Raw genomic sequence first — 13,222 nt, 5'->3', positions numbered from 1 at the left:
CCTTCATTTCCGTTAGTCAGGAGTTACCGGAATGGACTTCTCCAAGATTTGTGTTGTTGGCCTTGGCTACATAGGCCTGCCTACTGCTGCGGTTATTGCCTCGCGTAAATGTAATGTCGTTGGCCTGGATGTCACTCAAAAGGTGGTGGATACCATCAACAAAGGCGAGATACACATTATTGAGCCAGACCTGGACATGATTGTTCGTGCGGTTGTAAAGGAAGGTTATCTGAGAGCCACGCTGAAAGCAGAACCGGCCGATGCGTTCCTGGTGGCCGTGCCTACGCCGTTCAAAGCTGACGAAGGTAAAAGCCGTGTGCCAGATTTGAAGTACATTGAGTCTGCTGCCAAGGCAATTGCGCCAGTGTTAGCCAAGGGGAATCTGGTGATTCTGGAATCGACCTCCCCGGTGGGAGCTACGGAACAAATGGCAGCTTGGTTGGCCGAAGCACGGCCTGACTTGACGTTTCCTCAGAGCCATGGCGAACAGTCAGATATTCGAATTGCCCATTGCCCGGAACGAGTGTTACCGGGGCATGTGATTCGCGAGTTGGTAGCGAATGACAGGGTAATCGGCGGAATGACCACCGCTTGTTCTACCGCAGCGTGTAAGTTGTACGAGATGTTCGTGGAAGGTGAGTGTGTAGTCACCAATGCCCGCACAGCAGAGATGGCGAAGCTTACTGAAAACAGCTTCCGCGATGTCAATATTGCCTTCGCTAATGAGCTGTCGCTGATTTGCGATAAGCTGGATATTGACGTGTGGGAGCTGATTGCACTGGCCAACCGACACCCACGGGTGAATATCCTTAAACCTGGCCCGGGTGTTGGTGGGCACTGTATAGCGGTAGACCCATGGTTTATTGTGAGCGAGACCCCGGAGCAGGCAAGGTTGATTCGCACCGCGAGAGAGGTGAACGACGGAAAGCCTCAATGGGTGATTGACAAAGTGAAAGCCGCAGTGGGCGACTTCTTGCTGAAAAATCCCGGCAATACAGCTAAGGACGTTACAGTTGCGCTCTTTGGGCTGGCGTTCAAACCGGATATTGATGATCTTCGGGAAAGCCCGTCACTGGCCATTGCCGAAAAACTGCAGCAACAGCTGGTTGGGCCCTTATTACTCGTGGAACCTAATATTCAGGAGTTGCCTGAGTGTTTGGAGAACGGCGCGTTGGTATCTGCGGAAGAGGGAATCACCCAGGCAGATATCTGTGTAGTGTTGGTTGGCCACAAGCAGTTCCGGGGGCTGGATTTTTCTGCGAGGCCTGAAGGGTTTGTGATTGACGTAGTCGCCAGCGGCCGGGCCTGACGGGGAGTTTGTTTTGAAAGTATTAACGGTATTCGGCACGCGCCCAGAGGCCATCAAAATGGCGCCGTTGGTGTTATCGCTTCAGGAAGATGAGCGGTTTGAATCTGTTCTATGCGTTACCGGCCAGCACCGGGAGATGTTGGATCAGGTGCTTTCGTTATTTGAGCTGGCGCCAGATTACGACCTCAATATTATGAGGCCAGGGCAGGATTTGACGGATGTAACCGCCGGGATTCTGCAGGGGATGCGCGGTGTTCTGGCAGATGCAAAGCCGGAGCTAGTTTTGGTGCACGGGGACACCGCCACCACTTTCGCCGCCACGCTGGCGGCTTATTATCAACAAATTCCGGTAGGACATGTGGAAGCGGGCCTGCGCACGGGGAACCTGTATTCCCCATGGCCGGAGGAAGCCAACCGGAAACTGACCGGCGCGTTGGCTGCTGTGCATTTTGCCCCCACACAAAAATCGGCGGATAACCTGCTAGCTGAGGGTATTGAGGGTAGAGCGGTACACGTCACAGGCAATACGGTGATCGATGCTCTGTTCAAAATTGTGGAGCGTTTTGACGCAGACGCGGAGCTGGCTGACTCGCTGGCGCAGAACTTTCCGTTCTTGGATCCAGAGAGGCGTGTGGTGCTGGTAACCGGTCATCGCCGGGAGAGTTTTGGTGGTGGGTTCGAGCGCATATGTGAAGCGCTGGCCCGAACCGCCCGAGCTTTTCCGGAGGTAGACATTGTGTACCCGGTGCACTTGAACCCTAACGTGCGTGAGCCCGTCAACCGGCTGCTGAGTGGTCTGGATAATGTCCACTTGATCGAGCCCCTGGATTACCTGCCGTTTGTGTATTTGATGAGCCGTTCTTACCTGATCCTGACCGATTCTGGCGGTATTCAGGAGGAAGCACCTTCCTTGGGTAAGCCTGTACTAGTGATGCGTGACACCACTGAACGGCCGGAGGCTGTAGACGCCGGCACTGTGGAGCTGGTTGGTACCGATGTAGAGCGCATTTGCGAGCGTTTACACAGATTGTTAACGGATAAGGTAACTTACCGGCGGATGAGCATGGCCCATAACCCGTATGGGGATGGAGCAGCTTGTTCACGGATTTTGGCGCAGATTACAGCAGAAACTATTGAAAAGCAGACATTATGAAAACTTTCGATGTATTCAACGGCGATGCCGACGGAATTTGTGCACTGATTCAGCTGCGGCTGGCAGAGCCGATTGATTCCGCCTTGATAACCGGTGTAAAGCGCGACATTGCTTTGGCAAAGCGGGTACCGATGGCCGCTTTGCGCGCACAGGTCAATATTCTGGATGTGAGCCTGGAAAAAAACCGGGAGGCTGTGGATGGCCTTTTGGCTGCTGGCTGTTCGGTGTTTTATATCGACCATCACTTTCCCGGGGATAGCCTGCCGGACCACCCGAATTTTGCCGCGCTGATTGATACCCAGCCCACCACCTGCACTAGTTTGCTGGTGGATCAGCATTTGGGTGGCCGCTTTCATAACTGGGCCATTGCAGCGGCGTTTGGCGATAACCTGAATGCGGTGGGTGAAGAGCTTGCGGTAAACGCTGGCTTAAGTACAGAGCAAACCGAGGCCCTCAAAACCTTGGGTGTGTGCATTAATTACAACGGTTATGGCGCCACGGTGGAGGATTTGCACTTTCACCCAGCGGATTTATACCGGGCGTTTGTGCAGTTTGACGACCCACTGGATTTGATTGCCTCTGAGCCTGCTGCCTGGCAGAAGCTGCGGGATGGTTATGCGGAGGACATGGCCAAAGGCTTGGCTGCTCCGGTGCTAAATGAAACGGACACCTCTTTGGTGATTAAGCTGCCCGATGAGGCTTGGGCAAGGCGAGTGAGCGGCGTGCTAGGCAATGAACTAGCCAACCGTAATCCTGGCAAAGCCTGTGCGATTGTGACTGATACAGCCACTGATAGTTATCTAGTGAGTATTCGTGCACCGCTGAATAACCGTTCCGGGGCTGATGAAGTGGCGCGGCAGTTTCCGACGGGCGGCGGGCGTAAGGCGGCGGCCGGGATTAATGACTTGCCGGCGGCGCAGCTGGATGCGTTTGTTGGCGTTATGGCTAACTTTTGGAGATAGGCGCGAGAGAAGGGTGGGGTCTGACCCCATTCGGGGTCAGACCCCTTTGTAGCCTTCGAGAATTCAATTCATTTTACGGATCCAGAAATGACCTTAACCCCCCCCAAGAAAACCCACCTCAAACAACTTGAGGCGGAGTCGATTCATATTATTCGCGAAGTGGCCGCCGAGTTTGATAACCCGGTGATGCTGTACTCCATCGGCAAAGACTCCGCGGTCATGCTGCACCTGGCCATGAAGGCTTTCGCCCCGGGCAAGCCGCCGTTTCCGCTGATGCATGTAGACACCACCTGGAAGTTTCGGGAGATGATCACCTTCCGGGACAAAATGGCCGAGAAGCTGGGTATGAAGCTGATTGTTCATACCAACCAGGAAGGCGTGGAGCAGGGCATAGGGCCGTTTACCCATGGCAGTGCCAAGCATACCGATGTGATGAAAACCCAGGCGCTGAAACAGGCGCTGGACAAGTATGGTTTTGATGCGGCTTTTGGCGGTGCCCGGCGGGATGAGGAGAAGTCCCGTGCCAAGGAGCGGGTGTATTCCTTCCGCGACAAGTTCCACCGCTGGGATCCGAAAAACCAGCGCCCGGAGTTGTGGAACCTCTATAACGGCAAGGTGAACAAGGGCGAAAGTATTCGCGTGTTCCCGCTCTCCAACTGGACAGAGCTGGACATCTGGCAGTACATCTATCTGGAGAATATCGACATTGTTCCCCTGTACTACGCAGCCGAGCGCCCGGTGGTGGAGCGCGACGGCACACTGATCATGGTGGACGACGACCGCATGCCGCTGGAGCCGGGCGAGACGCCAGAAATGAAAATGGTGCGCTTCCGTACCCTGGGCTGTTACCCGTTGACCGGCGCGGTGGAGTCTGAGGCGGCGACCTTGCCGGACATCATTCAGGAAATGCTGCTAACCACCACCTCTGAACGCCAGGGCCGGGTGATTGACCACGACGGTGCAGCATCCATGGAGCAGAAGAAGCGGGAGGGGTATTTCTAATGTCGCACGCATCGGTTTTGATTGAAAAAGACATCCTCGCGTACCTGGACCAGCACGAGAACAAAGACCTGCTGCGGTTTTTAACCTGTGGCAGTGTGGACGATGGCAAATCGACGTTGATTGGCCGGCTGTTGTTCGATTCCAAGCTGATTTTTGAAGACCACCTGGCGGCGTTGCACAAGGATAACGAACGCCAGGGCAATGCGGGAGAGGCGCTGGACCTGGCCCTGTTGGTAGACGGCCTGGCTTCTGAGCGGGAGCAGGGCATTACCATTGATGTGGCCTACCGGTATTTTTCCACTGACAAGCGCAAATTCATCATCGCCGACTGCCCGGGCCACGAGCAGTACACCCGCAACATGGCCACGGGTGCCTCTACCTGTGATCTGGCGGTGGTAATGATTGACGCCCGTAAAGGCGTGCTCACCCAGTCCCGCCGGCACAGCTTTATAGTCAGCTTGCTGGGCCTGAAGCACATTGTGGTGGCGATCAACAAGATGGACCTGGTGGAATTCAGTGAAGAGCGGTTCAACGAAATTCGCACTGAATACCAGAAACTGGCGGACCAGCTGGGGCTTCAGGATGTCTATTATGTGCCTATTTCGGCCCTGAACGGCGACAACGTGGTGAACCGCAGCGAACAGACGCCCTGGTACACCGGCGAAACGCTGATGACCATTCTGGAACAGGTTGAGCTGCGCAAAGACCAGAACGTGGAAGATTTCCGCTTCCCGGTGCAGTTTGTGAACCGCCCGAACCTGGACTTCCGCGGGTATTGCGGCACCTTGGCCAGTGGTGTGGTGCACAAGGGTGACCAGTTGGCGGTGCTACCGTCTGGCAAGACGTCCCGGGTGAAGGGTATCCACACTTATGAAGGCGAGATTCCCCGTGCCTGGCCTGGGGATGCGGTAACCATCACCCTGGAAGATGAAATCGACATTTCCCGGGGCGACTTGTTGGTGCACGCCAACCAGCAGCCGGAAATGGGCCAACGTTTTGCTGCTCACCTGGTTTGGATGAACGAGACGGCGTTGGTACCCGGCCGGGAATACGGCATCAAAATCGGCACCAAAGTGACTGGCTGCTTTGTGAACAAGGTGCTGGAAGAGGTGGATGTAAATACCTTGCAGCGCAATACCAGCGTAGGCGGCGGGCTGGAACTGAACGCCATTGGTCTGTGCGATGTGGAGTTGTCTGAGCCGGTGGTGGTTGAGGGCTATCAGAACCATCCGGGTACTGGTGCGTTTATCCTGATCGACAGGCTAACCAACGTGACGGTGGCCGCTGGAATGGTGGAGCGGGCGCTGGATGCTTCTGGGGAGCTGCCTAAGCGGGAGTATTCGGAGGCGGAGCGGAACTTGAATAAGTTCATTCGCGAGAACTATCCCGAGTGGGGCTGTAAAACAATCTAGCAGGCTACAAAGGGGTCTGACCCCTCGGGGTCAGACCCCACCCCTCTGCCAGCGGCAAACACCAAAGCTAAAGGAATCAGAAGTTGAACAACATAGTCTGGCACGACCACAAAATCACCCGCGCCGAGCGCTCCGCCAACAAAAACCAGAAGCCCTGCCTGCTCTGGTTCACCGGCCTGAGTGGCTCTGGCAAATCCACCATCGCCAACGCCCTGGACGTCGCCCTGCACGAACGCGGTTACCACACTTTCCTGCTGGACGGTGATAACGTGCGCCACGGCCTGTGCAGCGATCTGGGCTTTTCCGACGACGACCGGGTAGAAAACATCCGCCGGGTAGGTGAAGTGTGCAAACTCTTCGCCGACGCGGGCCTGATCGTCATGAGCGCCTTCATTTCCCCCTTCACCAGCGAACGCCGCATGGTGCGCAAGCTGTTCCCGGCCGGCGAATTCATTGAAGTGTTTATGGATACGCCAATGAATACCTGTGAAGAGCGCGACCCCAAGGGCCTCTACAAGAAAGCCCGCGCCGGCGAAATCAAGCACTTCACCGGCATTGATTCCCCCTACGAAGTGCCTTCACACCCAGAAATCCGCCTCGATACCTCCCGCAATACGGTAGACGAGTGCGTGAACTCCCTCATCGACTATCTGTTAGAACGCGAATTAATCGCAAGCAAATAATGGGGTCAGACCCCAGTACATTTGGCACCTCGAAATGTCTTGGGGTCTGACCCCAAATTGGAGTAGCTGAACGCATGGAATGGCAGGGTGTTTTTACGCTGATGATGCTGGTGGGGGTGTTGGGTACCCTGGCGCTGACGCGTGTTTCTGCAGACCTGGTGCTGATGGCGGCACTGGCATTGTTGTTGGTATTTGGGGTGTTGGGGCCGGTGGATGCCTTGGCTGGATTTGCAAACCCAGGGGTGATCACCATTGCCACGTTGTATGTGGTGGCCGCCGGGTTGAAGGAAACCGGGGCGGTGCAGTGGATCGCCCGGTTGTTGCTGGGTCACCCAAAAAACCAACGGGCCGCGCAGTTGCGAATGATTGCACCCACGGGCGTACTGAGTGGCTTTATGAACAATACGGCCGTGGTGGCCATGTTTATTCCCGCCATTCAGGATTGGGCGCAGCGCCTGGGCATTCCGGCTTCCAAATTATTGTTGCCGCTAAGCTACGCAGCGATTCTGGGCGGTACCTGTACGTTGATTGGCACCAGCACCAACCTGGTGGTTGATGGTATGTTGCAGAGCCGGTTGGGGATTAATCTGGGCTTGTTCGAGCTAGCCTGGGTGGGTGTTCCCCTGCTGGTGATTGGTGGAGCGTTTCTGATTCTGGTAGGTCACAGGTTGCTGCCCGACCGGGGCGGTTTGAGTGAAGAGCTCGACCAGGTGCGCGAGTACGGTGTGGAGGTTGAGGTGGAGAGCCCCGGGCCTTTGGTGGGCAAAACCATCGCCCAGGCCGGTTTGCGGGCCCTGACATACGGTTATCTGACGGAAATTGACCGCGGTGGTCGGCTGATTACCGCCGTGGAGCCAGACCGTACCTTGCAGCCGGGGGATAAGCTTTACTTTGTTGGTGCCCCGGAATGCGCCAGTGAGTTGCGCCGAATTCAGGGGTTAAAGCCAGCTAATGGCAGTGTTCACAAGCTGGAGATCAAGAATCATCAGCGCTGCCTGGTTGAGGTGGTGTTGGGGCCTGAATTCCCGGCATTGAATAAAACCATTCGGGATAGCCGGTTTCGGACTCGTTTTAATGCGGTGATTCTGTCTGTGTCCCGAGAGGGCAAGCGCGTGCCCGGAAAGCTGGGTGATATCACCTTCCGCATGGGCGATACGCTGCTGCTGGAGGCCAGCCATGAGTTTGCGGAGCAGTATCGGTTCCGGCGAGATTTTTTGTTGGTGAGCGCTCTAAACGACTCCACCCCGCCTGATTTTCATAAGGCCCCGCGAGCGCTGGGTATTCTGGCCGTGATGGTACTGCTCAGCGCATCTGGGCTCTTATCGATTCTGGAAGCTGCCTTTTTGGCTTCAGGCGCGATGATAGTCAGTGGTTGCCTTACAGCCAGCCGCGCCCGCCGCAGCGTGGATTTACCGGTGCTGGTGGTGATTGCGTCTTCTTTTGCACTGGGCAATGCGATGACGGAAACCGGGGCAGCACAGTGGGTTGCTGGCGGTTTGCTGGGATTCGGGCCGTTAACGCCTTGGTTGGCGCTGGCTTTGGTGTACGTGCTGACGGCGATATTCACGGAAGTCATCACCAATAATGCGGCGGCTGTGTTGATGTTTCCGATTGCACTGGCGGTGTCTGAGCAGTTGGGAGTGAATTTTTTGCCCTTTGCAGTGGCGGTGATGTTTGCGGCATCGGCTTCGTTCATCACCCCGCTGGGGTATCAGACGAATCTCATGGTGTATGGCCCAGGCCGTTATCGGTTTACGGATTATGTTCGGATTGGTACGCCGTTGTCGTTGTTGGTGGCAAGTGTGGCGATTGGGTTGATCCCTTTGGTTTGGGAGTTTTGATCGGGTGGGTGCAAAGCGCGAATTCCATCGTTGCACAAATCCTCCCGGAGTGTCATTGTAACGAAATAATGTTGGCATAATATAAACTGTGCTATAAAATTACATGTCGTCTAGTTAACAAGCACGGAGGCTGCGGTGGCTAATTTTTCGTTTGTTTGGTTGGTCGGCGCTCTGCTTGCCATGTTCTCCTTGTCTGCCTTTCGGTCTTTGGCCCCCAACCTTGGGCTGTTAGATACCCCTAACGAACGTACAGTACACACTGGCCAGGTTCCCCTGGTTGGTGGGTTAAGTGCGTACTTGGGGTGCGCCGTTTCGCTGGTTCTGTTTGCTCCGCTAGGCCCATCACTTTTTCTGTTTTTACTGTGTTCCGGTGTGTTGGTATGTGTTGGTGTTCTGGACGACGCTCGGGACCTGCCGGCAAAGTTTCGGTTGGGTGTGCAGGTGTGTGTAGGGGCGGTTCTTGTGTTGGGTTCTGGCCAGTATCTGGTCAACCTGGGTGACTTGTTAGGAATGGGGCCGGTTGTGCTGGGCAGCACCTTGGGTGTTCTCGTTAGCATCGCAGCCGTGATTGGTGCCACCAATGCGTTCAATATGGTAGATGGCATTGATGGGTTGCTAGGCTCGCTGAGCCTGGTCACTTTGTTGGCGCTGGCGTATCTATTCAGTGCTTCCGGGGCGCACACGCAGGAGCTGTTGCTGACCATCGGGATAGCAGTGGCGCTGATTCCGTATCTGTTGGCCAATCTTCAGGTGCTGGACCGCGGCGGTAAGGTGTTTTTTGGTGATGCCGGCTCTATGTTTATCGGGTTTGCCGTGGTGTGGCTGCTAATTTGCGCCACCCAAGGGGAGCAGGCTGTTATGCGGCCGGTCACGGCGTTGTGGATTATCGCGGTGCCGCTGATGGACATGGTCGCGATTATGATCCGCCGTGCCCGAAAGGGGCAGTCGATGATGCTGCCTGATAAAGAACACCTTCATCATATTTTTTTGAGGGCGGGCTTTACCCAGCGGCAAACGCTTTTGGTGATTACGTTTGTGGCCGTGCTGATGGCCGCCTTCGGGCTGATTGGCGAGGCCCTGGGTGTGGCGGAGTGGGTAATGTTTGCGGTGTTCCTGGCGGTGTTTGCGGCATACGACTGGTCTTTGCAGCATGTATGGCGCTTGCTCAGGTTGTTCCGTTACGAGGTGGCGCTTGGCGCCAGGCGGTTGCGTTAAAGTTCGTGAAATCACCTGGCTTTGCGTTTCCCCTTCGTGAATATGGTGTAAAGTAGTTACTGTTTAGTTCGGCAATTGTGACTGCCGGATTCGCGGTAGCTTCAACGTTCTTATCGAGACCTCACATGGAAGCGGCTAGTTCTACCGGCCTTCTGGCTGGATTTTTTGCACTCCTCTCTATGATCGTTCTGCGCCCGGTGGCGCAGAGGGTGAAACTCCTCGATCAACCAGATCACCGTAAGCTGCATAAAGGCGCTGTTCCGTTAATCGGCGGTTTAAGCGCGTTTGTGGGCTTTGGTGTTGCCTGGCTGATATGGATGCCGGTGGCGAGTGCCCACAGCCTTTTTTTGGTATGCGCCGCCTTGCTGGTGATGGTGGGTGCCGTGGATGATGCCCGTGATTTGCCGGCCAAGTTTCGGCTGGCGGTGCAGGTGGTGTTGGGGGCTGTGCTCACCTTCGGTTCCGGCATTTCGTTGACCACGTTCGGTGACTTGTTTGGCTTTGGCGAGATTTCGCTTGGTTATCTGGGGCCCTGGGTAACCATCGCGGCGGTGATTGGCGCTACCAACGCATTCAATATGGTAGACGGCATCGACGGCCTGGCTGGCAGCTTGTCGCTGGTGGCGTTGGTCTCGCTGGCATTTGTGTTTATGGCAGACGCCCGTTTTAACGCAGAGCTCGTGCTGGCCATTGCGATAGCGTGTGCGTTGGTACCCTATATGATGGCGAACCTGCGCATTCCCCCGTTCCGTTGCCGGATCTTTATGGGCGATGCGGGCTCTATGTTTATCGGGTTTGCCGTGGTTTGGCTGCTGGTGAACGCCACCCAGCCAGGGGAGATGGCCATGCGGCCAGTAACCGCGCTTTGGATTATTGCCATTCCGCTGATGGATATGGTGGCCATTATGGTGCGCCGTGCCCGCAAGGGGCAGTCGTTGATGAAGCCAGACAGAGAGCACCTGCACCATATCTTCATGCGCGCCGGTTTCTCAGACCGCGAAGCATTACTGATGATTACGATTGTTGCCCTGGTGTTCGCCGGTATTGGTCTGGCGGGCGAGTATTTTGATGTGGCTGAATGGCTGATGTTTACCGCGTTTGTGGGCCTGTTCGCGGTTTATGATTGGTCTTTGAGCCATGTTTGGCGGTTGTTGGTTTTGTTTCGGAGGCGGGCTGGGCATTAGTAGCCTTGGGTGCTTGAGTGATCGAGGCCGGCGTTTGCCGGCTTTTCGCTTTCTGGGGCGTACCTTTACTCCTGGTAACTGAGTTTGCCCTCTGATTGGCGTACAATCGCGCCCCTAACGTAACACTATTCCACCTGTTGACCTGTTCTAACCGTGGTTCGAGGCCCAACCATTTTGTTACAGAATCCGGGAAATACCTCTTCTGGTTCCGCATTGAAAGCGCTGGTCTCTAATGCATCCATTCTGTTCTCTGGTGGGATGCTGGTTTCCATTATGGCGGTTATTTCGTTCATCCTCGTTGCGCGCCAGTTGGGGCCTGACGTTTTCGGGATATTTGCTCTGTGTACCAGTGCTGTTTTGGTAATTGATCGGTTGGTTAACTTTCAAAGCTGGCAAGCGATTGTGCGCTTCGGGAGTGAACTGGTTGATGATAATTCGAAAAAAGGCGGTGGTTTGCCACGTCTTGTCGCCGGCTGTTTCCTTTTTGATGTGATTACGGCGTTGATCGGTGCGGGAGTTGCCTGCTTATCGATCTACCTTCTTGGATTTTGGATGGAATGGTCTGCTGATACCCGTTTTGCGGGTGCAATCTTCGGACTGGTTGTTGGTTCAAAGATTTCTGGAAGCGCCATCGGGATTTTTCGGCTGTTGGAGGACTATTGGGGGCAAGTCTATGTTCAACTCGTAGCTTCCATAGTCAAACTCGCGCTTGTTTTAGTCGGCGTATATCTAGATTGGGGAATCTTGGGTTTTCTTGCAGTTTGGGCCGCCACAGAAATTCTGATGCAATTTGGCCTCACGCTGATGGCATTTTTTAAGTTCAGAGCCCGCTATAACCTGAAAATCTTTTCTGAGGGTGTTGGGCTTGAGGCTGAAGTCATTCGATTTATGGTTTGGACGAACGTTGCAGTAGCCGCTGACTTACCAGCAAAAGAGTTTGATGTTGTGATCGTTGGCCTTTTAGCTGGAGAACGTGCTGCTGGCGTTTACAAAATTGCTCGCCAAGGAATGGCGCTTGTAGGAAAAGTATCTTCTCCAATGTACCAGGCAGTCTACCCCGTTCAGTCGAAAATGCTGGCTAAGAGGGACCGTGCAGGAGCGGTTCGAATAACCTTGAGGTCATCGATGTTATTAACGGCGGTGTCTGCCGTGTTGGTTCTGGTCTCTTGGCCACTTTTACCTTCGTTGGTGCCTTTGGTGTTGGGTTCCGACTACGGAGCTGTATGGGCTCTCTTCTTGTTTGCAGTTGCAGTAAAAAGCCTGGACAACATTTTCACTCCCGTTCATTCGCTTTTTATAGCGCTCGGATACATTAAAGCCAACCTGCTAATACTATTGATAGCAAATGGGTTGTTGTTAGTAGGGTTTTGGCTGGTAGTGCCAACATCAGGCGCCATTGGTGCGCTGGCTTGCCTGGCTGCACAGGCAATTTTTGTTTTGTGTTCTAAGATCTATGTGATCAATAAAAGGGCGGTTTAAAGGTATGGCGGGTATTCATTTCGTGATGTCCGACCGTACGGAGTTTACGGGGTGGGCCGAGCTAACCGGCAGTGTGCATGAAAATTGGCACAAATTTGTTCGAAGCGAGTGGGCTTGGCTAGTGCAAACTTACTTTGAGCTCAGGGACACGGGCTACGATGTTTCGGCCTCAGCAGTTGCAGACTCTCAGAAAGTCAATGTGATGCATGCTGATGACTACGTTCATTTGCAAAACAAAGACTTATTTTTTGTGGCTGTTGTGGTTGCAGATAGGCGCGTCTATTTCCCGGGTAACTGTAGTCTGGTTCAGAACCATAACCAGCTTGTGAGTAAGGCAGATTATTGGGTTCCCCATTGGGACCAACCAGGGCTGATCCCTCGGCCATCTCTGGCCCCTGACCCCGATTGTATTTTTAATGTGGCATTCGCGGGTATCCCAGAAAATTCCATTGAGTTGAATCGCGTGATAGAGCAAGCGGCTTTTGCACGGCCGGTGCGAATCTCTATGTTGTCTCCTCATAGATGGAACGATTTTTCTGACGTCGACGTGTTGGTTGCTGTGAGAGATCTTAACGGTAAGAAACATCCTGAGAAGCCCCCGACCAAGCTGTTCAATGCTTGGGCTGCCGGGGTGCCATTTGTTGGAGGGATGGATTCCGCGTACGAACAGGTCGGTAAACCGGGCATTGATTATCTGCAGGTTTCCGATCAGACGCAGCTATTGAACGCTATCTCCTGGCTTCAGGATGGTGACAATTGGAGCTCTCTGGTGGGTGCTGGTAAGCAAGCATCTGAGAAATTCAACAGGCGGAAAACGCGGGAGACGTGGCTGGATGTATTGTCTGGGCCAGTACAGGAGCAGTTTAAAGCATGGGAATACAGTAAGCGGTATAGCAGACTGCAGAGCGTATTCGTCAGGTTTCTGAGGTTCAATGGAATGCGCCTCCGCCGTCGCTATCTGGTGTACCGGCGGAGATACTAA

Annotated in this window: 11 protein-coding genes; all 11 read left to right on the top strand. The window is 54.5% G+C overall.

Going from position 1 to position 13,222, the window contains the following annotated elements:
* Positions 1-31 precede the first annotated feature (31 nt).
* The 11 genes from wecC (at position 32) to QUE75_RS12965 (ending at position 13,222) form a co-directional block, all read left to right on the top strand.
* Positions 32-1,309: a UDP-N-acetyl-D-mannosamine dehydrogenase gene (gene wecC / locus QUE75_RS13015; protein WP_286250714.1), complete on the top strand. Its 1,278-nt coding sequence runs from the start codon at positions 32-34 to the stop codon at positions 1,307-1,309.
* Positions 1,310-1,367: 58 nt separating this feature from the next.
* A complete protein-coding gene (wecB, locus tag QUE75_RS13010) occupies positions 1,368-2,462 on the top strand; it encodes a non-hydrolyzing UDP-N-acetylglucosamine 2-epimerase (RefSeq protein WP_286255693.1) in 1,095 nt (364 codons plus the stop codon).
* Positions 2,459-3,424 carry a DHH family phosphoesterase gene (locus QUE75_RS13005; protein ID WP_286250712.1) on the top strand — a complete coding sequence of 322 codons (966 nt, stop codon included), beginning with the start codon at positions 2,459-2,461 and terminating at the stop codon, positions 3,422-3,424. Before wecB ends, QUE75_RS13005 begins: the two co-directional genes overlap by 4 nt.
* An 87-nt stretch (positions 3,425-3,511) precedes the next feature.
* Positions 3,512-4,426: a sulfate adenylyltransferase subunit CysD gene (cysD, locus tag QUE75_RS13000; protein WP_286250711.1), complete on the top strand. Its 915-nt coding sequence runs from the start codon at positions 3,512-3,514 to the stop codon at positions 4,424-4,426.
* Entirely contained in the window at positions 4,426-5,838 is a 1,413-nt protein-coding gene (gene cysN / locus QUE75_RS12995; RefSeq protein ID WP_286250709.1) for a sulfate adenylyltransferase subunit CysN, read from the top strand. The genes cysD and cysN overlap by 1 nt, the downstream gene beginning before the upstream one ends.
* 83 nt (positions 5,839-5,921) lie before the next feature.
* The gene (gene cysC, locus QUE75_RS12990; protein WP_286250707.1) at positions 5,922-6,521 is read left to right on the top strand and encodes an adenylyl-sulfate kinase; all 600 of its coding nucleotides are present in this window, start codon (positions 5,922-5,924) and stop codon (positions 6,519-6,521) included.
* 74 nt (positions 6,522-6,595) lie between these two features.
* Positions 6,596-8,362, top strand: a complete 1,767-nt coding sequence (locus tag QUE75_RS12985) for an SLC13 family permease (protein WP_286250704.1) — start codon at positions 6,596-6,598, stop codon at positions 8,360-8,362.
* 180 nt (positions 8,363-8,542) lie between these two features.
* On the top strand, positions 8,543-9,577 hold the full coding sequence (wecA, locus tag QUE75_RS12980) for a UDP-N-acetylglucosamine--undecaprenyl-phosphate N-acetylglucosaminephosphotransferase (protein WP_286255692.1): 1,035 nt from the start codon (positions 8,543-8,545) through the stop codon (positions 9,575-9,577).
* A 125-nt stretch (positions 9,578-9,702) separates the two neighbouring features.
* Positions 9,703-10,761 (top strand): UDP-N-acetylglucosamine--undecaprenyl-phosphate N-acetylglucosaminephosphotransferase, encoded by a 1,059-nt coding sequence (wecA, locus tag QUE75_RS12975; RefSeq protein WP_286250702.1) that lies wholly within the window; start codon positions 9,703-9,705, stop codon positions 10,759-10,761.
* 213 nt (positions 10,762-10,974) lie between these two features.
* Positions 10,975-12,240 carry a lipopolysaccharide biosynthesis protein gene (locus tag QUE75_RS12970; RefSeq protein ID WP_286250701.1) on the top strand — a complete coding sequence of 422 codons (1,266 nt, stop codon included), beginning with the start codon at positions 10,975-10,977 and terminating at the stop codon, positions 12,238-12,240.
* Positions 12,241-12,244: 4 nt separating this feature from the next.
* Positions 12,245-13,222: a hypothetical protein gene (locus QUE75_RS12965; RefSeq protein WP_286250699.1), complete on the top strand. Its 978-nt coding sequence runs from the start codon at positions 12,245-12,247 to the stop codon at positions 13,220-13,222.

Source organism: Marinobacter shengliensis (assembly GCF_030297115.1).
Taxonomy (GTDB): Bacteria; Pseudomonadota; Gammaproteobacteria; order Pseudomonadales; family Oleiphilaceae; genus Marinobacter; species Marinobacter shengliensis.
This window is presented reverse-complemented; position numbering and strand designations above follow the sequence as displayed.